The 23,745-nt window shown below is 74.8% G+C and carries 20 protein-coding genes; 5 read left to right on the top strand and 15 right to left on the bottom strand.

All coding sequences use genetic code 11. From position 1 onward, the window contains the following. Positions 1–10 precede the first annotated feature (10 nt). From GA0070621_RS07135 to GA0070621_RS07100, 8 genes are read right to left on the bottom strand one after another with little or no spacing between them, the layout of a single operon-like run. Positions 11–1,255, bottom strand: a complete 1,245-nt coding sequence (locus GA0070621_RS07135; protein WP_091192506.1) for a beta-ketoacyl synthase N-terminal-like domain-containing protein — start codon at positions 1,253–1,255, stop codon at positions 11–13. After that, complete coding sequence (locus GA0070621_RS07130; protein WP_091192504.1) at positions 1,252–2,520, bottom strand: beta-ketoacyl-[acyl-carrier-protein] synthase family protein; 1,269 nt, start codon at positions 2,518–2,520, stop codon at positions 1,252–1,254. The genes GA0070621_RS07135 and GA0070621_RS07130 overlap by 4 nt, the downstream gene beginning before the upstream one ends. Further along, positions 2,517–2,924 (bottom strand): cupin domain-containing protein, encoded by a 408-nt coding sequence (locus GA0070621_RS07125; protein WP_091192502.1) that lies wholly within the window; start codon positions 2,922–2,924, stop codon positions 2,517–2,519. Before GA0070621_RS07125 ends, GA0070621_RS07130 begins: the two co-directional genes overlap by 4 nt. Then, a complete protein-coding gene (locus tag GA0070621_RS07120; protein WP_091192501.1) occupies positions 2,917–3,642 on the bottom strand; it encodes an SRPBCC family protein in 726 nt (241 codons plus the stop codon). Before GA0070621_RS07120 ends, GA0070621_RS07125 begins: the two co-directional genes overlap by 8 nt. Next, the gene (locus GA0070621_RS07115) at positions 3,639–5,186 is read right to left on the bottom strand and encodes an acetyl-CoA carboxylase biotin carboxylase subunit (RefSeq protein WP_091192499.1); all 1,548 of its coding nucleotides are present in this window, start codon (positions 5,184–5,186) and stop codon (positions 3,639–3,641) included. Before GA0070621_RS07115 ends, GA0070621_RS07120 begins: the two co-directional genes overlap by 4 nt. Then, on the bottom strand, positions 5,186–5,662 hold the full coding sequence (locus tag GA0070621_RS07110) for an acetyl-CoA carboxylase (protein ID WP_091192497.1): 477 nt from the start codon (positions 5,660–5,662) through the stop codon (positions 5,186–5,188). The genes GA0070621_RS07115 and GA0070621_RS07110 overlap by 1 nt, the downstream gene beginning before the upstream one ends. Beyond that, a complete protein-coding gene (locus GA0070621_RS07105; RefSeq protein WP_091192495.1) occupies positions 5,659–7,377 on the bottom strand; it encodes an acetyl-CoA carboxylase carboxyltransferase subunit alpha in 1,719 nt (572 codons plus the stop codon). Before GA0070621_RS07105 ends, GA0070621_RS07110 begins: the two co-directional genes overlap by 4 nt. Further along, positions 7,374–7,706 carry a TcmI family type II polyketide cyclase gene (locus GA0070621_RS07100; RefSeq protein WP_091192493.1) on the bottom strand — a complete coding sequence of 111 codons (333 nt, stop codon included), beginning with the start codon at positions 7,704–7,706 and terminating at the stop codon, positions 7,374–7,376. Before GA0070621_RS07100 ends, GA0070621_RS07105 begins: the two co-directional genes overlap by 4 nt. Before the next feature lie 441 nt (positions 7,707–8,147). Here GA0070621_RS07100 and GA0070621_RS07095 point away from each other — a divergent pair, with 441 nt between their 5' ends. From GA0070621_RS07095 to GA0070621_RS07080, 4 genes are all read left to right on the top strand, one after another. Further along, on the top strand, positions 8,148–8,981 hold the full coding sequence (locus tag GA0070621_RS07095) for an AfsR/SARP family transcriptional regulator (RefSeq protein ID WP_091192491.1): 834 nt from the start codon (positions 8,148–8,150) through the stop codon (positions 8,979–8,981). Between the two features lie 199 nt (positions 8,982–9,180). Continuing rightward, positions 9,181–9,537, top strand: coding sequence for a TcmI family type II polyketide cyclase (locus GA0070621_RS07090; protein ID WP_091192490.1), 357 nt, complete (start codon positions 9,181–9,183; stop codon positions 9,535–9,537). A gap of 221 nt (positions 9,538–9,758) precedes the next feature. Beyond that, entirely contained in the window at positions 9,759–10,520 is a 762-nt protein-coding gene (locus tag GA0070621_RS07085; RefSeq protein WP_091192488.1) for a helix-hairpin-helix domain-containing protein, read from the top strand. A 285-nt stretch (positions 10,521–10,805) separates the two neighbouring features. Continuing rightward, entirely contained in the window at positions 10,806–11,012 is a 207-nt protein-coding gene (locus tag GA0070621_RS07080) for a hypothetical protein (protein WP_091192486.1), read from the top strand. Positions 11,013–11,136: 124 nt separating this feature from the next. Here the strand turns inward: GA0070621_RS07080 and GA0070621_RS07075 are convergent, their stop codons facing one another. The 3 genes from GA0070621_RS07075 to GA0070621_RS07065 all read right to left on the bottom strand — a co-directional run bounded on the left by GA0070621_RS07075 (position 11,137) and on the right by GA0070621_RS07065 (position 17,272). Continuing rightward, the gene (locus GA0070621_RS07075) at positions 11,137–13,242 is read right to left on the bottom strand and encodes an APC family permease (protein ID WP_091202127.1); all 2,106 of its coding nucleotides are present in this window, start codon (positions 13,240–13,242) and stop codon (positions 11,137–11,139) included. Positions 13,243–13,437: 195 nt separating this feature from the next. Beyond that, complete coding sequence (locus GA0070621_RS07070) at positions 13,438–14,208, bottom strand: DUF5995 family protein (RefSeq protein WP_091192484.1); 771 nt, start codon at positions 14,206–14,208, stop codon at positions 13,438–13,440. Between the two features lie 118 nt (positions 14,209–14,326). Then, on the bottom strand, positions 14,327–17,272 hold the full coding sequence (locus GA0070621_RS07065; protein ID WP_091192483.1) for a helix-turn-helix transcriptional regulator: 2,946 nt from the start codon (positions 17,270–17,272) through the stop codon (positions 14,327–14,329). Positions 17,273–17,462: 190 nt separating this feature from the next. Between GA0070621_RS07065 and GA0070621_RS07060 the strand changes: the two genes are divergently transcribed. Further along, a complete protein-coding gene (locus GA0070621_RS07060; RefSeq protein ID WP_167666673.1) occupies positions 17,463–19,727 on the top strand; it encodes an AAA family ATPase in 2,265 nt (754 codons plus the stop codon). A gap of 256 nt (positions 19,728–19,983) precedes the next feature. Here GA0070621_RS07060 and GA0070621_RS07055 read toward each other — a convergent pair whose 3' ends face one another. The 4 genes from GA0070621_RS07055 to paaK all read right to left on the bottom strand — a co-directional run bounded on the left by GA0070621_RS07055 (position 19,984) and on the right by paaK (position 23,505). Then, complete coding sequence (locus tag GA0070621_RS07055; RefSeq protein ID WP_091192481.1) at positions 19,984–20,550, bottom strand: dienelactone hydrolase family protein; 567 nt, start codon at positions 20,548–20,550, stop codon at positions 19,984–19,986. 62 nt (positions 20,551–20,612) lie between these two features. Further along, complete coding sequence (locus GA0070621_RS07050) at positions 20,613–21,722, bottom strand: nucleotide disphospho-sugar-binding domain-containing protein (RefSeq protein ID WP_091192480.1); 1,110 nt, start codon at positions 21,720–21,722, stop codon at positions 20,613–20,615. Between the two features lie 45 nt (positions 21,723–21,767). Then, a complete protein-coding gene (gene paaI, locus GA0070621_RS07045) occupies positions 21,768–22,160 on the bottom strand; it encodes a hydroxyphenylacetyl-CoA thioesterase PaaI (RefSeq protein ID WP_091202123.1) in 393 nt (130 codons plus the stop codon). 37 nt (positions 22,161–22,197) lie between these two features. Continuing rightward, complete coding sequence (paaK, locus tag GA0070621_RS07040) at positions 22,198–23,505, bottom strand: phenylacetate--CoA ligase PaaK (protein ID WP_091202125.1); 1,308 nt, start codon at positions 23,503–23,505, stop codon at positions 22,198–22,200. Positions 23,506–23,745: the final 240 nt, after the last annotated feature.

Raw genomic sequence — 23,745 nt, 5'->3', positions numbered from 1 at the left:
GCCCGAGACGCTATTCCGGCGGCGGGGGCGGCGCGGCGCCGCGCAGCACCAGCGCGCTGTTGAAGCCGTCGAAACCACGCGCCCCGACCAGCGCGATCCGGCTGCGCGGCGGGCGGGGCGACCGCAGGAAGGTCAGCTCGCACCCCTCGGCGGGCCGCTCCGGGCCGGCGGAGGCGGGCAGCAGGTTGTGGTGGAAGGCGAGCAGCGCGGTCGCCGCGTCCAACGCCGATCCGCCCTGATGGGCCCGCCCGGTGAGCGGCTTCTGGGTGGTGACCGGCGGGGTGCGCTCGCCGAACACGGCGCGCAGGGCCGCCGCCTCCGCCCGGTCGTACGCGGGCACGCCGAGCGCGTCCGGCCAGATCACGTCCACGTCGTGCGGGCGTACGCCGGCGCGGTCCAGGGCCAGCCGCAGCGCGCGGGCGTAGTGGGCCGGGTCCGGGCCGGCGACGGGATCGGTGGGCGCGGCGTCGTGGGTGGCCGCCCAGCCGGTGATCTCGCCGTAGATCCGGGCACCCCGGTCCAGCGCGTGACCCAACTCCTCCACCACGAAGACGGCGCCGCCCTCGGCCGGTACGTAGCCGCCGGCGCCGACGTCGAACGGCCGGTACGCCCGCTCCGGGTCGGCGGTGTCGCTGAGCAGCCCCGAGCGGAGCTGGCAGGCCAGCGCGTACGGGCTGAGTGGACACTCGGTCGCCCCGGCGATCACCAGCGGGGTGCCCCGGCGGACGGTCCGCACCGCGTGGGCGAGGCTGTCCAGCCCGCCCGCCGCCTCGGAGACGGTCACCCCGCACGGCCCCTTGAGCTGGTGGTGGATCGAGAGCTGCCCGACGCTGGCCGCGTAGAACCAGGCGATCGACTGGTACGCCCCGACCGTCCGGGTCGGGCCGCCCCAGAGCCGTTGCAGCTCCCGCTGGCCGAACAGGTTGCCGCCGGAGGAACTGGCCAGGGTGACCGCCCACCGGTACGGGTCGGGGGCCCGCTCCGGCAGGCCGGCGTCGGCCAGGGCCAGCCGGGTCGCGGCGAACCCGAGATGGGTCCACCGGTCGGTCTGCACCCGCTGCCGGGTGTCGGCGTACCCGGCGGAGTCGAAGTCGGGTACCTCCCCGGCAATCCGGGTGGGATAGCCGGCCGGGTCGAAGAGGGTGATCGGCCCGGTACGCCGGGTGCCGGCCAGCACGGCGGCCCAGTGCGCGTCGGCGCCGACCCCGGTGGGCGCCACCACCCCGATCCCGGTCACCACCGCCCGCGTCGTCATCGGGCCACCGCCAGCCGGCGGAAGATCATCGCGGACTGGAAGCCGCCGAAGCCGCTGCCGACCGACAGGGCCACGTCCACCGGCACCTCCCGCGCCTCGTTGGGCACGTAGTCCAGGTCGCACTCGGGGTCACGGGTGGTCCAGTTCGCGGTGGGCGGCACCACCCCGTACTCGATGGCGAGCGCGCAGGCGGCCATCTCGATCGAGCCGATCGCGCCGAGCGAGTGCCCGACCATCGACTTGATCGAGCTGATCGGCACCCGGTACGCGGTCGGGCCGAGCGCCCGCTTGAACGCGGCGGTCTCGTGCCGGTCGTTCTGCCGGGTGCCGGAGCCGTGCGCGCTGACGTACGACACGGCCGACGGGGCGAGCCGGGCCTGCCGCAGCGCGTCGCTGATGGCCAGGGCCATCTCCACCCCGTCGGGACGCAGCCCGGTCATGTGGAAGCCGTTGCTGCGGCTGGCGTAGCCGGCCACCTCGCAGTAGACGTGGGCACCCCGGCGGCGGGCGTGCTCGGCCTCCTCCAGCACCAGCACGGCCGCCCCCTCGGCGAGCACGAAGCCGTGCCGGTCGGCGTCGAACGGCCGGGACGCGTGCTCCGGGTCGTCGTTGTCCGGGCTGGTGGCCTGGATGGCGTCGAAGGAGGCGACGGTGACCGGGGAGATCGGCGAGTCGGCGGCGCCGGCGAGCACCACGTCCGCCTCACCGTCGACGACGAGCTGGTGGGCGTACCCGATGGCGTCGATGCCGGAGGTGCAGCCGGTGGAGACCACCTGGGCCGGGCCGTGCAGGCCGTGCCGGCAGGCCACGTCCGCGGCCAGGCTGCTGGGGACCAGCGCCTGGTACAGGTACGGCCCGCCGAGGGTGTGGTCGACCAGCCAGTGCCGGCCGGAGTCGCTGACCCGGACGTACTCCTTCTCCAGCGCCATGGTGCCGCCGACCGCGGTGCCGAGCACCACCCCGGTCCGGTCCCGTTCGGCGTCGGTGAGGGTGAGGCCGCTGTCGGCGAGCGCCTCGGCGGAGCAGGCGAGCGCGAACTGCACGTACCGGTCGGCGCGCTGCCGTTCCGCGAGGGTGATGCCGGCGGCGTCCGGGTCGAAGTCGCACTCGGCGGCGATCTGGGAGCGGAACGGCGACGGGTCGAAGAAGGTGATCCGCCGGGTCGCGGTGCGCCCCTCCGTGACGGCCTTCCAGAACCGGTCCCGGGTGGCGCCGCCCGGTGCGACGACGCCGACGCCGGTCACCACCGTACGCCGGCCGATCACGACGATTCCCGGGGCGGCGGAGCGACCTCGGTGTCGACGTGACCCAGCTCCGGACGGGGGGCGAGCGGACCCAGGTGGAACACCACCTCGGCCGGTTCGTCACCGGTGTTGCGCAGCCGGTGCCGGACGTCCTTCGGCACGAACAGCGCCTCCCCGGCGGCCAGCGGCACCGGCCGGTCGTCCAGGTCGACGGTGATCGCGCCGCGCGCCACGTAGAGGAACTCCTCGCTGTAGGGGTGGTAGTGCTCGGCGATCCGCTCCCCCGGGTTCAGCGCGGCCACGCCCATGAAGCCGGAGGTGCTGCCGACCGTGCGCGGGCCGAGCAGCACCCGCAGCTCGCCGCCGCGTCGCCGGTCGGCGGGTACGTCCCGGGCGCAGATCGGGGCGGTGGTGGTCTCAGGCATCCCGGCCCCCGTTCCCGGTCGACGCGGCGGCCCGCCGCTCGACGCGCTCCTTGATGACCGCGAGCTGAACCTTGCTGTTGGTGTTGATCCGGTCGGTCATGCCGGCGTTGTCGACCGGCGCGTCCGGCTTCATGGCGAAGTCCTGCACCCAGCTCATCCGGGTGCCGCCGGGGACCTCGTCGTAGCGCCAGTGGATGTGCATGTACTCGAACGGGCCGGTCTCCACCCGGTGGGCGTGCACCTGCCGGGTGGCCGGGTCGGCGGTACGTTCGCTGACCCAGCTCCACGACACCCCGTTCTCGTCGGGGTGCATGGTGAGCCGGAACCGCACCGTGTCGCCGGTCCGGTCGAGGATGTCGACCACGGCGTACTCGGTGAACAGCTCGGTCCACCGGGCGACGTCGTTGGTGACCTCCCAGACCAGCGGCAGCGGGGCGGCGATGTCGATCGCGTTCTCGGTGTGCCCGGGCGGATCGACCTTGCGGGCCACCAGGTCGGCGACGCCGGCGATGCTGAGCTGCGCGGCCTGCTCGGGGATCCGGACCCGCCACCGGTCGGCGACGACGGCGGACAGTTCGAGCAGGGCGAGGGAGTCCATGCCCAGTTCCTCCAGGCTCGCGGCCGGGGTGCGCGCGGCGGCGTCGGCGTCCAGGCCGCAGTGCGTGACCAGGATGTCGGTGATCTCCGTGGCGTACGGTCGGTCGGAAGCGACGGTCATCGGGTCCTCCTTGCGGCCGCGCCGGGCGCGGCGGTGACAGGGGTACGGTCGGCCGGGCCGGCGGTGGGCGCGGCGGCCGCCGCCGGGCGGGCGACGGCCGGCGTGGCAGCCTCCCCGGCGGCCGGCTCGGCCTGGCCGGGTACCGGACCAGCGCTCGTCGCGGGTCCGGCAGCGCCGGAGCCGGCGGCGTCGGCACCGGCGGTGAGCAGCCGGTCGACCAGGCCGGTGGTGTGACGCCCGGCGCGGAAGGCGGCGTCGCGCAGCACCCGCCGGACGAACGGAATGGTGGTACGGACACCCGGACCGGCCACCTCGAACTCGCCGAGCGCGCGGTCGAGGCGGTCGAGCGCGCCCGCCCGGTCCGGCGCCCACACGGCCACCTTGGCCAGCAGCGAGTCGTAGTGCGGGCTGACCAGGTAGCCGGCGTGGCCGTGGGTGTCGACCCGGGTGAACGGGCCGCCCGGCGGGCGGAACCGGTCGAGCCGCCCGGGGGCGGGCGCGAAGCCCCGGTCCGGGTCCTCCACGTTGACCCGGCACTCCACCGCCACGCCCCGGAGCTGGATCTCCTCCTGCCGCCAGCGCAGCGGCGTACCGGCGGCGACGTGCAGCTGCTCGTGGACCAGGTCCACGCCGGTGACCATCTCGGTGACCGGATGCTCGACCTGGATCCGGCAGTTGATCTCCAGGAAGTGGCACCGTTCCGCCTCGTCGACGAGGAACTCGACGGTCCCGGCGCCGGTGAAGCCGACCGACAGCGCGCCGCGCAACGCCGTCTCGGCGAGGCCGTCCAGGGTGGACCGGCGCAGCGCCGGGGCCGGCGCCTCCTCGATCAGCTTCTGGTGGCGGCGCTGCACCGAGCAGTCCCGGGTGCCCAGGTGCACCCCGTTGCCGTGGTTGTCGCAGAGCACCTGCACCTCGACGTGCCGGGCGTCGGCCAGGTACCGCTCGACGTACACCCGGTCGTCGCCGAAGGCGACCTGGGCGGCGGCGCGGGTGCGGGCGTACGCGCGGGGCAGCTCGGCGGCGGAACGAACCACCGTCATCCCGCGCCCGCCCCCACCCGCCGCCGCCTTGATGATCACCGGGTATCCCACCTCGGCGGCCACGTCGAGCGCGTCGGCGGCCGTCGGCTGGGTCTCCACACTGCCCGGCGGCAACGGCAGCCCGGCCCTGCGCATCAACGCCCGCGCCGTCGACTTGTCGGCCAGGGCGGACATCACCTGTGGCGGCGGGCCGACGAAGGTGAGACCGTTCTCGGCGCAGATCTCGGCGAAGTCGGCGTCCTCGGAGAGAAAGCCGTAGCCGGGATGCACCGCCTGCGCGCCGGTCTGCCGGGCGGCCTCGACGATCGCGGCCGCGTTGAGGTAGCTCTGCCGGCTGGCCGCCGGTCCGATCCGGACGGTCTCGTCGGCCAGCCGTACCGGCAGCGAGTGGGTGTCGGCGCTGGAGTGCACCACCACCGTACGGATGCCCAGTTCCCGGCAGGCCCGCAGCACCCGCAGCGCAATCTCGCCCCGGTTGGCGATCAGCACCTTCTCGAACATCAGTCCCCCTGACCGGCGAGCGGTTCCAGGGCGAGCAACGGCTGGTCGTACTCGACGGGTTTGCCGTCCTCCACCAACACCTCGACCACCCGTCCCGCCTGGCCGGCGGTCACCTCGTTCATCAACTTCATCGCCTCGACGATGCCGACCACCTGACCGGGCCGGACCGGGTCGCCGACGGCCACGAAGGGCGCGGCACCGGGTTCCGGCGCCCGGTAGAAGGTGCCCACCACGGGTGCCCGCACGGCCAGCCGGTCCGGGCCGGGCACCGTTTCCGCGACCGGCCCGGCACCCGGCACCGGATCGGTACGCGGCACGGCAACCGCCTCGGCCGGGTCGTGCCACTCCACCTCCAGCACCGTCTCGCCGCTGCGCAGCCGGACCCGACGGAGCGGGCCGCGCAGGTCGGCGACGAGTTTGCGCGCGTGCCGCCGCAGCCCGTCCAGCACCTCGTCGGAGTGGCCCCCGGCACTCATCGCGAAACCCCGGTGGTGCGGGCCGCGCCGTAGCGGCGGAAGCGGTGCCGGCGGCGACGGACCAGCGTGGCGGCCGGCACGTCGAGCAGCGGGGCGAGGTTCGCCGCCACCGCCCGGGCCAGCAGTTCGGCGGCGCCGGCCGGGTCGTCGTGCGCGGCCGCCCGCGGTTCGGGCACCACCTCGTCGACCACGCCGAGCCGGCACAGGTCGGTGGCGGTGAGCCGCAGCGCGCGGGCGGCCTGCGGCGCGGCGGAGCTGTCCGGCCAGAGGATGGCGGCGCAGCCCTCCGGGCTGATCACCGAGTAGACGGCGTTCTCCAGCATCAGCACCCGGTCGGCGACCGCGAGGGCGAGCGCCCCGCCGCTGCCACCCTCCCCCGTGACCACCGCGACGACCGGCGTGGGCAGCGTGCTCAGCGCGAGGATGTTCTCCGCGATCGCCGCCGCCTGCCCCTGTTGCTCCGCGCTCACGCCGGGGTCGGCGCCGGGCGTGTCCACCAGGGTCACCACCGGCAGGCCGAGCCGGGCGGCGAGGCGCATCAACCGCAGCGCCTTGCGGTGCCCGGCCGGACTGGCCATGCCGAAGTTGTGCGCCACCAGCTCCGCGGTGGTGTGCCCCTTCTGGTGGCCGATCACCATCACCGGCCGGCCGTCGAGCCGGGCCACCCCGCCGACGACCGCCGGGCAGTCCGCGGCCAACCGGTCACCGTGCAGCTCGACGAAGCCGTCGAACGCCGTCTCCAGGTAGTCCAGAGTGGTGGGTCGGCCGGGGTGCCGGGCCCGGCGTACCGTCGCCCAGGCGTCGCGCTCGGGGCCGCCGGCCGCCGTCGCGGGCCCGGCCGCGTCGGTCCCGTTCGCCGGTCGCGGCGCCGGCTCCTGCCGGGGTACGGGCGGACGCCGGGCGACCCGGCGGGCGGACCGCGCGGCGGCGAGCAGCGCGGTCAGCCGGCCGCGCAACGCGTGCCGGGGCACCACCATGTCGACCTGCCCGTGCCGGAGCAGGAACTCGGCGGTCTGAAAGCCCTCGGGCAGCGTGGCGCCGGTGACCTGCCGGATCACCCGGGGGCCGGCGAAGCCCATTCGGGCCCCGCTCTCGGCGAGCACCACGTCGGTGTTGGTGGCGAAGGACGCCGCCACCCCACCGTACGTCGGGTCGGTGATCACGCTGACGGTGAGCAGGCCGGCCTCGCGCAGCCCGGCGACGGCCTGGCTGACCGTGGCCATCTGCATCAGCGACAGCGCACCCTCCTGCATGCGGGCCCCGCCGGAGGCGGTGACCAGCACCAGCGGCACCTCGTCGGCCAGCGCCCGCTCGGCGGTGGCCGTGATCAGCTCACCGACCGCGCAGCCCAGGCTGCCGCCCAGGAAGCGGAAGTCCATCACCGCCAGGGCCACCGGCTGACCGCCGATGCGGGCCGTACCGCAGAGCACCGCCTCGTCCAGCCCCGTGCCGGCCCGGGCGGCGCTGAGCCGGTGCGGGTACGGCAGGGCGTCGACGAAACCGATCGGGTCGACCCGGGCCGCCCGGTCCGACAGCGGGGTGAACGAGTCCGGGTCGACCAGTTGGGCCACCCGGTCGGGCGCGTCCAGCCGGGTGTGCGTCCCACACTCTGGACAGACATCGAGGTTGCGGCGCAGCCGCTTGCGGTACAGCAGCGAGGCGCACCCGTCGCAGCGCGACCAGAGCTGCTCGTCGCGGGGCGCGGTGGTGGTCACGGCCGCCGCCCCTGGGCGTCGTACCGGTAGAAACAGTGGGCCATGGCGTCCCGGGGCGAGCGCCACGTCGGCAGGTACGGTGAGATGTACGGCCGCAGCCGCTCGCTGACCCGGACGAACTCGGGATGCCCACGGGCGTGCTCCACCGCGCCCTGCGCCGGTAGTTCCGTCTCCAACAGATGGACGTAGAGGTCGTGCAGCCGGTAGAGCGACCGGTGCCGGACGCCGACCAGGCCAGGCAGTTCGGTCGCGTCGGACTCGGCGAAGATCTCGGCAACCCGATCCTCGGCGGTCGGCACCACCTTGGCGACGATGAGCGAACGGTCCATGGACTGCCTCCCCTGGGGCGCGCTCCGGTGGGCGGGTGCCACCGGTCGCGCCGGACGACTTCCGCCACCGTGCCGCCGACACCGTCAACGCGGCGTCACCCAGCGGCCTTCCAAATCGGATTTTGGTGACGCTGCGTTGACGGAACCTGTGCCCGAGCTATGCGAAGATCATCTGATATCGATTCATGACGACACTTCTTCGCAGTTCAACATCGGTATCGCTGGACCACTGCGGCTGGTCGCCTAGGCGACGCCCTGTTGACTCAGCGTAACTTTGATTGATAGCCTCCGTTCCGGTCAGCCTGGCGAAAAGCGTCGTCCGCCGCAGCGGCGGAGCCGTTCCGACACCGCGGTCGCGGGGGCTGCCGCGCCGGGCAAGAGGAACGGCCGGGACGAGGGTTCCGGTGCAGGGGGGTTGCGCCCGTGACCGGTGGATCAAGGATGCCGACAGCCGGGGACCCGTCCACACCCCGGGTGTCGCTGCACCTGCTCGGCGGCTTCCGGCTGCTCCACGGCGACACGCCGGTGGTGGTGCCCCGTGGGCTGCAACGGGTCATCGCCCTGATCGGACTGCGCCCGGCCGCCACCCGCAGCCACCTGGCCGGACTGCTCTGGCCCGAGGCGTCCGAGGAGCGGGCACTGTCCTCGCTGCGCACCGCCCTGTGGCGGCTGCGGCAGGACCCGTGCTGCCCCCTGCTCACCGACGGCGACGCCGTACGGCTCGGCGACACCGTCCACCTCGACGTCGACGAGCTGGTCGACGTCGCCGCCCGGGTCCGGGCCGGCGAGCTGCCGCCCGCCGCCGGCAACGCCGGCCGGCACGACCTGCTCCCCGGCTGGTACGAGGACTGGGTGCTGCTGGAACGCGAACGCCTGCGCCAGCTACGGCTGCACATGCTGGAGCAGCTCGCCGGCAACCACCTCGCCGCCGGACGGCACGATGAGGCCCTCGAGGCGGCCCTGGAGGCGATGGCCGCCGAACCGCTGCGGGAGACCCCGCACCGCCTGGTGGTCCGCATCCACCTCGCCGAGGGCAACGCGTTCGAGGCGGTGCACGCCTTCTACGTCTACCGCGACATGCTGCTGCGCGAGCTACGCCTGGAGCCGTCCCCGGCGATGTGCGCGCTGCTCGACGACACCCTCGCCCCGATCCGGCGCGCCACCCGGCGCCAGCCGCCCGACCCGGCCCGGCGGCCCGAACGCCCCGCCCCGCACCCCGGATCGAGCGCTCCCGCCCCGCAACGGGGTCACACCGCCCCCACCGCGCCCCGCTGAGCGACGACACCCACCACCGGCCCCGGCGCGCGGCGTCGTACGCCCCGGCGGCCTGGTGGCGCGCCGGGGTATTCACCGCCGTCACCGGGCGGCCACCAATGGTGACGGAGAGGTGACAGCCGGCCGGGCAGGCTCTTCCCACACGGTGTCCGACGCCCCCCGCCCCAGCCCGGGGGGTTCACCGGCGAGAGGGGTCCCGATGAGTCGACTGTTGGTCGTCAGCCGGATCGTGCCGGGCGCGGAGGGACGGGTGGCGCAGATCTTCGCCGAGTCCGACGCGACCGAGCTGCCCAGTCTGACCGGCGTCCGGCACCGGTCGCTGTACTGCCTGCACGACCTGTGCGTCCACCTGATGGAAATCGCGGACGTCGACCCGGACGCGGCGGCCGGGGCCCGCAACCACCCGCTCTACCAGCGGGTCAACGAGCGGCTGTCGGCGCACACGTCGCCGTACCTGCCGACCTGGCGCTCCCCCCGGGACGCCGTCGCCGGCTGTTTCTACAGCTGGGACGCCGTCGACGCGACCTTCTACGCCCGGCCGGGCGCGGAAGGCTGAGACCGGGCGTCCCGGAACCCTCATACGGCACCAGGGTCCGGGACGCCCACCTCAGCCCGACCAGCGGCACACGCTCGGTCACCCGACCGCCACCTCCCGGTACGAGTCCGTCTCATCAGCGACGAAAGCCGCGGACCGCCCTGTCGTCCTCGACCCGCGTGTGGGAAGCTGCCCCGAGTTTTCTCGCGACTTTCGTTCACATACTGAGGAGGAGGTTGGCCGTGTCGCCGAGTTTCGCGCTATGGCTGGTCGGGATCCTGACTGTGGTGACGGGCCTGGTGATCTGGCGGGTGCTGGCCGGCGGCCGCACCACCACTGACCAGGCGGCGCCCATCGTGGAAGGTGACCCCGCGAGCGCCCCTGGTGACCAGGAACGGCACGCCACGGTCGTTGACGAGGTTCCCCCACCCGCTGCGGTCATCGATGAGCCGGCCCCGGCTCGGGAGGAGGCCACCCCGGTCGCCGAGACCACCGTCCCGCCGGCCGCCGACGCGGCCGAGCCGGCCGACGCCGAACCCGCCGCCGACGCGGCCGAGGCGGAGGACGCCGCCGCCGAGCCGGCTGAGGCGGAGCAGCCCGCCACCGTCGAGCCCGAGCCGGCCAGCACCGTGACGGAGCCCGTTGCGGCCGAAGTGGAGCCGGCCACGGCTCCCGCTGAGCCGGTCGCCCCCGCGACCATCCCCGTGCCACGGACCCCGGTCGAGAACGGCGCGGTGGCCACGGCGGAGCCCGCCACGCCCGACAACGGGCCCGCCGACGACTTCCGGAAGATCCAGGGCATCGGGCCCAAGATGGCGGCCGGCCTCCAGGACGCCGGCATCCGCACCTACCGCCAACTCGCCGAGCTGGACGAGGCGGCGCTGCGGGAGGTCATCAAGGCGGCCGGCCTGCGCGCCGCGCCGGGCCTGGCGACCTGGCCGCAGCAGGCGAAGGTGCTGGCCGGCGCCGAGCCGGTGCTCCCGGCCGCCGGCGGAAACGCCTGAACCCGTCCCGGGCCGGTGCTGACACCGTCAGCACCGGCCCGGGACGAACCTTCCGGCACGGCGCGATCGGGGCCGGCCAGGCGGGATCGAAAGCCCGGAACCAGATACGAGTCCGGGTAGCCGTCGGTGCGGAGCGTGCCGCCCGAGAACCCGTCCCCGCCACACTGACCCGACCGTGATGGTCGAAATCGGCCCGCGCCGGCGTCGCGGCGCTGTTTGACGGTGACCCTGTTCTGGGTACCTGGCCTTCACCCCGAAACCACCACACCCCTGTGGAGGCAACCCATGCGCGGCACCTCGATACTAGGCGTCCTGGTCGTCATCTGGCTCATCATCGGCGCGATCGCCGCCGGACAGCGCGGGTACTACACCAACGACGAGAAGAACTGCGCCGAGGCGGGCACGATCCTGGTCACCATCGTGGCCGGTCCGTTGAACTACATCGGCGCCAACCCGAAGGTGGACTGTGCCCTCCCCGAGCCGTCGAAGTAGACGCCGCCGCCGGCCCGCGCCCGCTCCCCCGCGGCGCGGGCCTCGTCGTGCCCGGGGTCGTCACCGTCCGTACCTCGTCACCACCCGCAGGCCGTCCTAGGAGGCTGGGCCAAGGCCCCGCCGGTCAGCCGACGTGAATGCCGGGGCGGCGGGTGGGGTCCGGCTCGGACTTGCGGATGATCTCGCGGACCACCGGCGGCGTGTCGCCACGGCCGAGGATCAGGTAACGCAACAGGTGCGCGATGGGATTCCCCTCTGACCACTCGAAGTGGCAGTGCGGGCGGACCCCGGTGGCGTCACGCAGGGCCAGCAGAATGGCGGCGATCGCGTTCGGCGCGGCCGGGCTGCTGGCCCGCAGGATCCGGTACCCGCCGGCCTCCACCCCGTACACCCGCAGGACCTGGCTGAACTGCGACGGATCGCTCACGTCGATCTCCAGGAACAGCACGTCGGCGGCGCCCGGCACGGGGTTCATCCCGCGCTGCGCGCGCTCCTTGAACCGGTACTCCTTGATCGCGCCGCTCTGCCGCTTGTTCGCGATCAGGTGGAGCTGGCCGTCGTGGGCGACCGACTCGGCGACGAACCGCCGGGCCGGCTCGTCGAACTCGATCCGCTCGGCGCGCAGCTCGGTGGTCCGGGACACCCGGGAGATCAGCGAGACGGCGATGATGCCGGCGATGAACAGGCCGGAGATGGCGATGCCGTCCGGCTTCTCGATCACGTTCTCGGTGAGGGCGTAGAGCAGCACCAGGCTGAGCACCGTGAAGCCGAGCCCGGCGAACGGGTGCCGCGCCCGGTACGCCGAGATGGTCACCGCGATCGAGCCGGAGACCATCATCGCCAGGATCCCGGTGGCGTACGCGCCGGCCTGGGCGTTCACGTCGGCGCGGAAGGCGACCGTGATGGCGATGCTGATCGCCGTGTAGACCAGCACCACCGGGCGGATGGCCCGCCCCCACTCCGGCGCCATGCCGTACGCGGGCAGGTAGCGGGGCACGATGTTGATCAGCCCGGCCATCGCCGAGGCGCCGGCGAACCAGAGGATGAGGATGCTGCTGATGTCGTAGATCGTGCCGAACCCCTCGCCCAGGTGCTCATGGGCCACCCAGGCCAGCGCCCGCCCGTTGGCGGCTCCGCCGGGCTGGAACTCCTTGGGCGGGATCAGCACCGTGGTGACGAACGTGGTGGCGATCAGGTAGACCGACATGATCAGCGACGCGGCCGCGAGCAGCTTGCGGGTGTTGCGGATCCGTGCCCGCAGCCGCGCCTCGGCGTCCACGCCGTTTCCCTTGATCAGTGGCATCATGCTGACCCCGGTCTCGAAACCGGAGAGCCCCAGCACCAGCAGCGGGAAGGCCAGCACGGACGTGCGAACCAGGCCGCCGACCCCGCCGGTGGTGGTCAACCGCTGCGTCCAGCCACTGACCACCGTCGGGTCGGCGATGATGTGCGACAGGCTGACGACCACGATCACCGCGTTCAGCACGAGGAAGACCGCGACGAGGGGGATGGCGACCTGCACCGCCTCCCGGAACCCCATCAGGAACACGCCACCGAGGATGAGCAGCAGCACCCCGGTCACCACCACCGCGGCGGTGCCGCCGTGCGGGAACGAATTCGGCAGGTACGGGTTCTCCAGCAGGTGCACCGTGGCGTCCGCGGACGACAGCGTGATCGTGACGATCCACGAGGTGGCCACGAAGCCGAGCAGCACCAGTACGAAGATCTTGCCCCGCCAGAACGGCAGCAGCCGCTCCAGCATCGCCACCGAGCCCTGGCCGTGCGGGCTCTCCCCGGCCACCCGTCGGTACATGGGCAGCATCCCGAACAGGGTCAGCGCCACGATCAGCAGGGTGGCCAGCGGGGAGAGCGCCCCGGCCGCCACCGCGGCGATACCGGGCACGTAGGAGAGGCTGGAGAAGTAGTCGACGCCGGTCAGGCACATCACCTGCCACCAGGCGTGGGAGGCCGCCTGGTGCTCCCGGGTCTCCGGGCCGACCGGCTGCACCTGGTGCTGGGACAGCCACCGGCTCAGCCTGCTGGCCGGCTCGCGCGGTCGCACCGGACTCTCCACGCAGGCGGGGATCTGGACCGGCTCCCGGCCGGCGCGGTCGCCGTACCCCGGGTCGCGGGCGGCACGCAGCGCACGATCCGCCGCGGCGGCCTGCGCCTGGTTGCGCCGCCCCCGCGGGCGCCGGGGCTGCGACGCCCCGTCCCGTCCCTCCGCCATGTGCATCCCTTTCGGCCCTGAACCGACCGTAGGCGGTCCCCCGGGCGCCGCCCGGCCGAACCCGACAACCGGTGGAGATCATCGGGGCGGCACGGTGGGATCTCCGGTGCCTGGCGGGCGGACCGGACCGGGTTCCACGGCGCGGCGTCGTGGTGAGGGAGTACGTGCCGCCGTGGTCGCCCAGCCAGGCCCCGGCTACTGGAGAAACGCCCCGAGCGGCGACAGCAGCAACCGGCCGAACCGCGCGGCGTTGTCGTCCAGCCGCCGCCGCTCACACTCGCGGGCCTCCGGGTCGTGCCGGCAACGCCAGATCTTCTGCGCGTTGCGCCAGGCGACGTTCCGGGTGTATTCCACCAGTTCGCCCTGGTACCAGTCGTCGATGTCGCCGTTGAGCATGTCGATCATGAGCTGCCAGTGGTCCAGGTAGCCCCGGCGCAGCCCCGGGATCCGCTCGGCGAAGATCTTGTTGATCTCCAGGTAGTCGCGGTGCTGTTCGGTGCCGTCGACCGGCTCGGACTCCAGGCTGTCGAACGTGGTCACCAGCGCGAACGGCAGGTCGTAGTTGATGTGCGCGTTCACCCCGGCGGCGGCCGAGGGCAGCGGCCGGGCGTCCGGGCCGCGCATCCGCTTGAACAGGCACGACCACGCCCTCGGGGTGTTCGGGCTGGACTCGGTCCAGAGCCGCAACGCGTCGAAGTAGCGGGCGGCGAACTCCACGTCCAGGCGGGCCAGGAACGCCGGGTCGGTGAACCGGTCGTCGTACAGGCCGTCGAGGACCGTGCTCGTGATGACCAGGTAGAGCTTGTTGAAGTCCGCCAGGGGGCAGCTCTCCTCCAGCGGGGGCAGCCGGACCAGCAGGTCCTGAAGCTTGGTGAGGTGGTCGACGACCGCCGGCACGTCGGCGGGGTGGTCGGCGAGCAGCCCGACGATGTCCTGGTGCACAGGACCCCAGACCGGTTCGGTCATCTTCCCTCCACTGTGGCGTTGCGCCGGCCGGCGCCACCGGCGACGCTGGACAGCCTGCCAGCCGGCGCGAGCCGGCCGGATCAGTAGAACTACGTATTCACCGCGACCTGTGTACGTCTCACTCGGGACGGTTACGCAGGAAGATCGCGCTGGCCTGCACCCGGGTCCGGACCTGGAGCTTGTCGAAGATGTGCGACACGTGCACCCCGATGGTCCGTTCGCTGATGAAGAGCCGCTGGCCGATCTCCCGGTTGGTCAGTCCCTCGGCGACGGCGGCGAGCACCTCCCGTTCCCGGGCGGTGAGCACGGCCAACTCGTCCACCGCCGGTGCGGCTGCCGACGTCGCGGACCGGGGCCGGGGCGCGGGACGGACGACGGCCGGCCCCTCCTCCAGGGTCACCCGCGCCCGGCCGGCCACCGTCCGGATCTCCGAACTCAGTGGCACCGCGCCCAGCCCCTGCGCCATCTGGTGCGCCCGCCGCAGCAGCTTGCCCGCGGTGGCCACCCGTACGCGCCGGCCCAGCAGCGCCTCGGCCTGCCGCAGCCGCGAGTACGCCGCCGGGTACGGGTGGTTCCGCCGGTCCCACTCGGTCGCCGAGCGGGCCCACAGCTCCGGATCGCCCCGGCCGTCGTCGAGCCGGCTGATCTCGGCGTCACACAGCGCCAGGAAGCCGTCGGCGACGTAGCGCACCGGGGCACCGGCCTTCTCGCTCTTGCGGGCCACCCGTTCGACCACCTCACGGAGCCGGCGTACCGCCGTCGGATCCACCGCGATGGTCCGGCTCCCGTACGCCTCGGCCTCCGCCCGCAGCCCGTGCCAGGCGAGCGTGGCGAGCACGATGACATCGTCGGAGCGGCTCTCGGTCAGCCCCCGCTGAACGGCCTGCCGGGCCAGGTCGTGCCGGCCCTGCCACATGGCCAGCCCGGCCCGCAGGATGAGCATCGGCAGCACGTGCCGGGCACCGCCGCCGGCGAGCACCGTGGCCACCGCCTCCAGGTCCCGGTCGGAGGCCTCGATGTCGCCGTACCCGACGGAGAGCCGGCAGCGGGCGAGCAGCAGCTCCACCGCGTCCGCGCCGGAGGGCCGGTGCCGCAGCGCGGCGGCGACCACCTTCTCCGCCTCGGCCCACTGCCCGACCCGGAACAGCCCGTTGGTGGCGATGGCCAACAGCCGGGTCTCCCACGTGCGGCCGAGCCCCAGCTCGGCGACCCGCTCCGCGCCGCGGCGGGCCACCACCACGCCCTCCTCGAGGATGTTCAGCGGCCCGGTCAGCAGCTCGGCCAGGTGCAGGTACGCGAACGCCACGTCCTCCGGCCGGCCGGACCGCTCGGCGGTCTCCAGGGCCTGCCGCATGACGGCCAGCCCGCCGTCCGGGTCCTCCAGGAATGCCTCGCTGAAGCCGAGCGCGGCGCTGGCCAGCACCACCGCCGAGGTGGAGCCCGGCACCTCGCCGGCGAGCTGGAGCGCCTCCCGCGCCTGGTCGCCGGCCTCGGCGTACCGGCCCAGGTGCAGCAGCAGCTCGGCCAGGTGCGCGGCGGCGCTGGCCCGCTCGCCGGGCGTGCAGTCGACCGCCGCCAGGGCCCGCCGGTACTCGGCCTCCGCCGGAGCGGACCGGCCGGCGGCGGCCAGGTACCGGGCCCGGCGGATGTGCAGGGCGCAGGCCCGGGGGCCGGCCGGATCGCCGGCCAGCTCCTCCAGCAGCGCCAACGCCCGGACGTGCTCGCCGCAGTGGTGCGCCGATTCGGCGGCGTGCTCCAGCAGCTCGACGCGGTCCACCCCGGGTGGGGCGGGCCGGGCGGGGTCGGGCGGGACCGCCGCCGGGGCGGTGGCCAGCTGCAACGCCGCCGACCAGTGCCGGTGCGCCTCGGCGTACCCGTGCAGTCGCTCGGCCTCGCGGGCCGCGGCCATCGCGGCCGGCAGCGCCCGGCCCGGTTCGCCGGCCAGCCGCCAATGGTGGGCCAGGCGGGCCTGGTGCAGCTCGGCGGTGGCCGAGGTGAGCGTCTCGGCGTAGCGACGGTGCAGCGCGGCGCGCTCGGCGGGCAGCAGCTCGTGCGCCAGCACCTCGGCGACCAGCCGGTGCCGCAACCGGTAGCCGTCGTCGGCGCCGACCAGCAGCCGGTGCGCCACCGCGGCGCGCACCGCCTCGATCAGCTCGGCCTCGGGCAACGGCACCACCCGGGCCAGCAGCCAGTGCTCCACCGGCTCGACACCCGCGGCGACCGCGTGCACCACGGCGTGCGCGTGCTCCGGCAGCGCGTCGACCCGGGCCAGGAACACCTCGCGCAGCGTGTCGGAGAGGCCGTCCCGGCCGTCGCGCAGGTCCCGGGCCAGTTCCTCGACGACGAACGGGTTGCCGCCGCTGCGCTGCCACATCTGGTCGGCGGCGTCCGGGGGCAGCGGCGCGCCGACGATCGCGGCGGCCAGCCCGTCGGTGCCCGCGCGGTCCAGCGGCGCCAGGTCGACCACCCGCACCGACCGTAGCCGGCGCAGCTCGGTGAGCACCCGGCGCAGCGGGTGCGCGCCCTGCAACGCCTCGGCCCGGATCGCGGCGAGCACCGAGAGCTGGAGATCGCCGAGGCCGGCGAGCAGATAGAGCAGGAGTTGCCGGGTGCTGCGGTCGACCCACTGGAGGTCGTCCAGGACGAGGACCAGCGGCCGGCCGCCGGCGACCACGTGCAGCCCCCGGGACACCCGCTCCAGCAGCGCGCCCGCGCCGTCCGGCCCCGGGGTCTCCTCGTCGAAGACCTGGAGCAGGCCACGCACCGCCGAGGAGGTACGGGCCTCGGTGAGTTCGGCGTCGAAGCGACGCAGCGCCTGCCGCAACGGATGCAGCGGCGAGGCGTCGCCGATGTCCAGGCAGGAACCCGTGAGCACCAGCGCGCCCGCGTCCCGCAGCCGGTCGCTGACCTCGGCCAGCAGCCGGGTCTTGCCCACCCCGCTCTCGCCGGTGAGGAAGACCGCCGCGGTGTGGCCGGCCGCGACGTCGTCGAGCAGTGCCGACCGGAGCGCCGCCAGGGTGTCACCACGGCCGACGAGCGGTGCGGTGTCCACATCGCTGCCCATGGCTCGCAGCCTAATCACAGGTCCCCGCACCGTTCTACGGGCTCAGGGTGCCAGTGGTACCTCTCGCGTCGACATTGCGACTAAAGGTTGCGGGTGGTCGACATACGTCGTCCTACAGATCCCCCGACGATCCGGTGGTGAAAGTCTCCGGAGGTCGTCAGGCACCGGGCGGGGCGAAAGGGTGGGTGCGATGCCAATGACCACGATCGTGGGTAGTCGGGAAGCCGCCACCGTCACGCGCTGGCCGGTGCCCGAGGAGAGACGTACGGTCACGGTGCTCTTCGCCGACATCGTCGGCTCGACCGGTCTGGTGGAGCGGCTCGACCCGGAGGACGTCCGGGAGTTGCAACGCGCGTACTTCGGCACGGTGGCGGGGGTGCTGCGCCGGTGGAACGGCGTGGTGGAGAAGTACGTCGGCGACGCGGTGATGGCGCTGTTCGGCGCGCACGGCTCCGACGGGTTCGACGCGTACCGGGCGGTGCGCGCCGGGCTGGAGATCCAGGATGCGCTGGACCGGCGGGCACCGGCCGGCACCCGGCTGCGGGTCCGGGTCGGCGTGGCCACCGGCGAGGTCCTGGTCGACCTGGCCGCCACGCGGGACGGCGCGCACGGCACCGCCAGCGGCGCGGTGATCACCACCGCCGCCCGCCTCCAGGAGTACGCCCCACCGGGCGGTGTGGTGATCTGCGCGGCCACCCGTCGGGCCACCGCCGGGCTGGTCGAGCAGCGCCCGCTGGCGGCGATGGCGGTGGCCGGCAAGGCGTCGCCGCTGGACGTCTGGCGGGTGACCGGGGTGGCCCGGCCGACGCCGGCCCGCCACCAGGGCCCGCTGGTCGGCCGGCGGCGGGAGCTGGCCGCGGCCGGCGACGAGATCCTGCGCGCGGTGCGGGACCGCCAGCCGCGCTGGATCTCCCTGGTCGGGCCGAGCGGCAGCGGGCGCAGCCGGCTGCTGCACGAGCTGGCCCGCACGGTGTCGACGGTGGACGGACGTCCGGTCCGCTGGTTCGTGGCGCAGTGCCCGCCGTACCCCGAGGGGGACCTGGCGCCGCTGGCCGACATGGTCCGCGCCTTCGCCGGGGCCCGCGACGCGGACCCCGCCGCGACCGCACGCCGACGGCTGGCCGCGGCGCTGGACGGGCTGCTGCCACCGGTCCGGTGCGGCGCGGCGGCGCACGCGCTGGTCGAGTTCGTCGCGGCGCCACGGGACGCGGGGGCGGCCGGTCGCGGTGCCGAGGTCTGGCGGGAGGTGCTTCTCGCCGTGGCCGCCGGCCAGCCGGTGGTGGTGGCGGTGGACGACCTGGACCGCGCCGCCCCGACGCTGAGCCGGTTCCTGCACCGGCTCTTCGCCACGGCGAGCGAGCGGCACCTGCCCCTCGCCGTGCTCGCCACGCACGGGACGGGCTGGGCCGACCTGCTGCCCGGGGCCGGCGGCCGGCGGCGCCGGGTGCCGCTGCCCGCGCTGGGCGCCGTCGACACCGGTCGGCTGCTGCGGCACCTGCTGGACCGGGCCGGCCGGCCGGCGGCGCTGGCCGCGAAGTTGCTGCCCCTGGTCGGCGGCAATCCGGCCGTCGCGCGAGCCTACGTCCGGGCGTTCGGCGAGGACGGTGACCCGGCCGGGGTGCCGGACGCGGTCCGCCGCATGATCGACGCCCGGCTGGACCGGCTGGACGGCGACCAGCGGGCGGTGCTGATGGCCGGCGCGGCCCACGGGTCGGAGTTCCCGGCCGCCACGGTGGAACGGCTGCTCGGCTGGGCGGCGGGCCGAGCCGAGCCGACGCTGAGCCGCCTGGTCGCGGCCGGCCTGCTGCGCCGCAGCGGCCCCGACGGGTACGCCGTCGCCGACCCCACGGTGGCCCGGGTGGCGCGGCACCGACTGCCCCGCGCGCTCCGGGCCGGGTTCGCCCGTCGGGCGCGGCTCACCCCGCGGCCCACGACGGCCGACCGGGCCGGCGCGGGTGGGCGCCCGGACGGCGTCCCCGCCACGGCCGGCCCTGGTCTCGCGGCGGGCCGGCCGGGTGCCGGGTCGTCTCCGGTGTCGACCGGCGTCGTGCCCACCGCCCGCCGGCCGCTCCCCCTCACGTCCCCGGGCCCGCACCGCGCCGCCGTCCGCCCGGCGGCCTCCCGCCCCGAGGGCGGCCCGCCCGGTGTCTCGGCGCCCTGCGCCTCGTCCCGCCAGGCGGTGCTGCCACCCCACGGAGCGTCCCACCAGGCGGTGCGGCCACCCCACGGAGCGTCCCGGCGCGCGGGGCTGCCACCCGGCGGGCCGTCCGAACGCGCGGGGCTACCGGGCGGGGCGTCCCAGCGCGCGTGGGGTCACCCGTCGGCTCTGCCGTCCCTCGGGCCCCCGGCCCTCCCGGGGCGGGGTCGGGGAGCGACGCGCCGGGTAGGGGCACGAACACCGGGGCCCGGTGACACGGGCACCACCACGGGGTCGCCGGCGCTCGCCGCCGCCTGAGCCCGGCGTCGGGGCGGAGCGGGCACGGGGCTGCTCCGCCCCGACGTCGTCACCCGACGCCGGCCGGCCCGACGAGGCACCCACACCGTCGAGCGCCCGGCCGCACGGCCGGCGACGGCGAGATCGGCCACCGGGTGTGGTCCTCCGCACCCACCACAGAGCTGATGGCGCAAGCGATTCAGGCCCGGTCGCCGGGCGCGGCGATGCCGCCCGCGCCCATGCCGCACCGACCCACCCGCGACCCGGCGCCGACGGTTCAGCGGTCGGCGAGGAACGCCAGGGTACGGTCCCAGGTCAGCGCGGCCGCCAGCGCGTCGTGATCGGGCGCCTCGGGATCGGTGAAGAGGTGCCCGGGGCCCGGGTAGCGGTAGACGGCCAGCCGGGCGCCGGCGGCGGTCATCGCCCGCCGCCACTCGTCCACCTCGTCCGGCGGCTCGTACTCGTCGGGGTCGGCGAGGTGCAGCTGCACCGGCAGCCCCGGACGTACCGACTCCGGGGCGCCGCCGGTGCCGTGCAGCAGGACCAGCGCCGCCGTCCGCGGCCGCTCGGCGAGCAGCGCCCCGGCCACCCCGGCGCCCATCGAGAAGCCGGCCAGCACCGTCTCGCCCGGAAGGTCGCGTGCCGCCGCGGCGGCCCGCTCCAGCACGGTGTCCCGGCCGACCTTGTCGAGCAGCGCGAAGCCCTCCTCGACGGTGTCCGCCGCCGGCAGCCCGTACAGGTCGGGGGTGGTGACCTCGTGCCCGGCGGCGCGCAGCCGGTCGGCGGCGGCCAGCACGGCGGGCCGTCGCCCGTGGACGGAGTGCAACAGCAGGATGTGTGCCATCGGCTCATCCTGCCTCCGGCCAGCGCGCATCCCGGCCGCCGCGCCGGCGGCATATCCGGAGGTCAGCGCAGCGATTCGAGCCGGGCCACCAGCTCGGCCGGCGGCGGCATCGCCGCGATCTCCCGGCTCACCTGCCCGGCCGCCGCGGCAAGCTCGGCGTCGGTGACCAGCCGGGTCAGGACGTCCGCGGTGATCCCGCCGGCCGGCGCGGCGATGCCGACGCCCCGGTCGGCCGCCAACCTGGCGTTGTACCGCCGGTCCCCCGGACCGAGGGTGGCGACCTGCGGAACCCCGGCGGCCAACGCGCCGAGAACGCCGCCCGCGCCGCCGTGATGGACCAGCCCCGCAGCGGCCGGCAGGGCCGCGTTGAGCGGGATCCAGTCGACGGTCCGGACGTTGGCCGGCAACGCCGAGCGGGACAGCCGCCCGTCCGGCCGGACCAGGACGAACTCGGCGTCCACCCGGTCGGCGACCGCGACCACCGCCCGCATCGGGCCCGCCCCGCCGGGACCGGCCACGGTGCTCCGGCTGACCAGCACCCGCGGCCGCTCGCCCGGTTCGCGCAACCAGCCCGGCAGCTCACCGCCGCCGGCGTACGGTTCGTAGCGCATCGGCCAGCCGTCCTGTGCCACCACGCTGGGCGGGGACACGGCGATCGCCCCGGCGGGTGGCGGGATCGCGGCGACCCGGTGCCGGCGCAGCGCCCGGGTGAGCCGTTCCGAGGTGACCCGGACCAGCTCGCGCCCGTCGAAGAGCGAGTTCTCGTGGCGCACCGCCGGGACGCCGACCCGGGCGGCCGCGAGCGCGCCGGCCACCGCGAACGGCTCGTACACCACCAGGTCGGGTGACCACTCCCGGGCCAGGGCGACCAGACCGTCGGCCAGTTCCTCGTTGACCTGTCCGAAAAGGAGGGCACCGCCCCGGGTGCCGGCCGTGCCGGTCAGCTCGGCGCGGGCGATCAGCGGATGCCGCAGCATGACGCCGCGGGCGATCCGTCCGAAGTCGAACGCCGGCGCGACGTCGCGGACCGGCAGCCCGGACCGGGCCGCCGCAAGGCCGTCGGCCGCCGTGGCGACCAGCACCTCGTGCCCGGCGTCGCGCAGGGCGAGGGAGAGCGGCAGCAGCGGGAAGACGTGACCGAGCAGAGGCGCGGACGCCACCAGCACACGCATTCCCCGATGCTAGGAGGTGGCCGCCGGCCCGTGGGGCCCGGTGGCTCAGCCGGCCGCCCCGCCCCGCGCGTCCCGGGCCAGGGTGCGGCTGCGACCCCGGAACTCGGCGACCACCTCGTCGTCCCGCCAGACCGTGACGTCGTAGATGCCGCTGCGGCCGTAGCGGACCCGCTCGGTGGCCCGGGCCTCCAGCAGGTCACCCTCGTGCACCGGACGCAGGAAGCTGATCTCGCCGCCGGCGGCCACGGTGGCCGGGCCGTGGCTGTTGCAGGCCAGCGCGAACGCGGTGTCGGCGAGCAGGAAGACGAAACCGCCGTGACCGATGGCGTGGCCGTTGAGCATGGCCGGGGTGACCCGCATCCGGGCCACCGCCGCGCCCTGGCCGGCCGAGACCAGCTCGACGCCGAGCCCCTTGGAGGCCACGTCGACGTCGAACATGTCGTGCGCCGGGGTACGGCCGTCGTACTCCGCCACGTCAGTTCCCCCGCCGCTGGTCCACGATCCGGCGCATCTTGCCCATCGATCGTTCCACCCCGTCCGGCTCGATGACCCGCACCGCCACGCTCACCCCGATCGTGTTCTTGACCTGCTGGACCAGAACCGCCCCGGCCCGTTCCGCCTCGTCGGCGGCCACCCCGGCCCGCCGCTCGACCCGGACGGTGAGGGTGTCCATCCGGCCCTGCCGGTCCAGCACGCACTGGAAGTGCGGCGACAGCGCGGGCGTACGCAGGATCAACTCCTCGATCTGGGTCGGGAAGACGTTCACCCCACGGACGATCATCATGTCGTCGGTCCGGCCGGTGATCTTCTCGATCCGCCGCATCGTACGGGCGGTGCCGGGCAGCAGCCGGGTCAGGTCCCGGGTGCGGTAGCGGACCACCGGCATGGCCTCCTTGGTGAGCGAGGTGAGCACCAGCTCACCCTGCTCGCCGTCGGGCAGCACCGCGCCGGTGACCGGATCGATGATCTCCGGGTAGAAGTGGTCCTCCCACAGGTGCAGGCCGTCCTTGGTCTCCACGCACTCGACGGCCACCCCCGGCCCCATCACCTCGGACAGCCCGTAGATGTCCACCGCGTGCATGTCGAGACGCCCCTCCATCTCGCGGCGCATGTCCTCGGTCCACGGCTCGGCGCCGAAGACGCCGACCTTGAGCGAGGTGGACCGGGGGTCGACGCCCTGGCGTTCCATCTCGTCGACGATGGCCAGCATGTAGCTGGGGGTGACCATGATGAGATCCGGCTCGAAGTCGCGGATCAGCATCACCTGCCGCTCGGTCATGCCCCCGGAGACCGGGATGACCGTGCAGCCCAGTTCCTCGGCACCGTAGTGCGCGCCCAGGCCCCCGGTGAACAGCCCGTAGCCGTACGCCACATGGACCCGGTCGCCGGGACGGCCCCCGGCGGCCCGGATGGAGCGGGCCATCAGCCTCGCCCAGGTGGCCACGTCGGCCCGGGTGTAGCCGACCACGGTGGGACGGCCGGTGGTGCCGGAGGAGGCGTGCAGCCGGGCGACCCGCTCGCGGGGCACGGCGAACATCCCGAACGGGTAGTTCTCCCGCAGCTCGGCCTTGCCGGTGAACGGGAACCGGCCCAGGTCGGACAGCTCGCGCAGGTCGTCCGGGTGGACCCCGGCCGCCTCGAAGGCCCGGCGGTAGTGCGGCACGTTCTCGTACGCGTGCCGCAGCGACCAGCGCAGCCGGTCCAGTTGCAGCGCCCGCAGTTCGTCGACGCCGGCCCGTTCGACGGGTTCCAGCTCGTCGGAACGAGGGGTGCGGTCCTGCACGGTTGCCTCCTGCGCGACGGTCCGGACGCCGCCTCGCGCCGGACGATGCCGCATACCGTACGCCCGTACCGGGCCGTCCTGCCAGGTCAGGCGGGGCGGCCGGCCCGATTCATGATCATGGGTGGACGCGGTCCCCGGCACGGGTCCGGGCCGGCCCGGGAGGGCTATGCTCGGCGGTGACCGGCGGTGGGGCCCGCCGTCCCGGGCCGCGCCGGGAGAACCGCGTCACGTCGCCAACGG

The organism is Micromonospora narathiwatensis, from assembly GCF_900089605.1.
Lineage (GTDB): Bacteria > Actinomycetota > Actinomycetes > Mycobacteriales > Micromonosporaceae > Micromonospora > Micromonospora narathiwatensis.
This window is presented reverse-complemented; position numbering and strand designations above follow the sequence as displayed.

What these genes read in the sequence shown, in the direction of transcription:
- GA0070621_RS07135 (WP_091192506.1), bottom strand. Translation starts at nt 1,255, where the DNA reads ATGACGACGCGGGCGGTGGTGACCGGGATCGGGGTGGTGGCGCCCACC.
- GA0070621_RS07125 (WP_091192502.1), bottom strand. Translation starts at nt 2,924, where the DNA reads ATGCCTGAGACCACCACCGCCCCGATCTGCGCCCGGGACGTACCCGCC.
- GA0070621_RS07120 (WP_091192501.1), bottom strand. Translation starts at nt 3,642, where the DNA reads ATGACCGTCGCTTCCGACCGACCGTACGCCACGGAGATCACCGACATC.
- GA0070621_RS07115 (WP_091192499.1), bottom strand. Translation starts at nt 5,186, where the DNA reads ATGTTCGAGAAGGTGCTGATCGCCAACCGGGGCGAGATTGCGCTGCGG.
- GA0070621_RS07110 (WP_091192497.1), bottom strand. Translation starts at nt 5,662, where the DNA reads ATGAGTGCCGGGGGCCACTCCGACGAGGTGCTGGACGGGCTGCGGCGG.
- GA0070621_RS07100 (WP_091192493.1), bottom strand. Translation starts at nt 7,706, where the DNA reads ATGGACCGTTCGCTCATCGTCGCCAAGGTGGTGCCGACCGCCGAGGAT.
- GA0070621_RS07095 (WP_091192491.1), top strand. Translation starts at nt 8,148, where the DNA reads ATGCCGACAGCCGGGGACCCGTCCACACCCCGGGTGTCGCTGCACCTG.
- GA0070621_RS07090 (WP_091192490.1), top strand. Translation starts at nt 9,181, where the DNA reads ATGAGTCGACTGTTGGTCGTCAGCCGGATCGTGCCGGGCGCGGAGGGA.
- GA0070621_RS07080 (WP_091192486.1), top strand. Translation starts at nt 10,806, where the DNA reads ATGCGCGGCACCTCGATACTAGGCGTCCTGGTCGTCATCTGGCTCATC.
- GA0070621_RS07075 (WP_091202127.1), bottom strand. Translation starts at nt 13,242, where the DNA reads ATGGCGGAGGGACGGGACGGGGCGTCGCAGCCCCGGCGCCCGCGGGGG.
- GA0070621_RS07070 (WP_091192484.1), bottom strand. Translation starts at nt 14,208, where the DNA reads ATGACCGAACCGGTCTGGGGTCCTGTGCACCAGGACATCGTCGGGCTG.
- GA0070621_RS07065 (WP_091192483.1), bottom strand. Translation starts at nt 17,272, where the DNA reads ATGGGCAGCGATGTGGACACCGCACCGCTCGTCGGCCGTGGTGACACC.
- GA0070621_RS07060 (WP_167666673.1), top strand. Translation starts at nt 17,463, where the DNA reads ATGCCAATGACCACGATCGTGGGTAGTCGGGAAGCCGCCACCGTCACG.
- GA0070621_RS07055 (WP_091192481.1), bottom strand. Translation starts at nt 20,550, where the DNA reads ATGGCACACATCCTGCTGTTGCACTCCGTCCACGGGCGACGGCCCGCC.
- GA0070621_RS07050 (WP_091192480.1), bottom strand. Translation starts at nt 21,722, where the DNA reads ATGCGTGTGCTGGTGGCGTCCGCGCCTCTGCTCGGTCACGTCTTCCCG.
- paaI (WP_091202123.1), bottom strand. Translation starts at nt 22,160, where the DNA reads ATGTTCGACGTCGACGTGGCCTCCAAGGGGCTCGGCGTCGAGCTGGTC.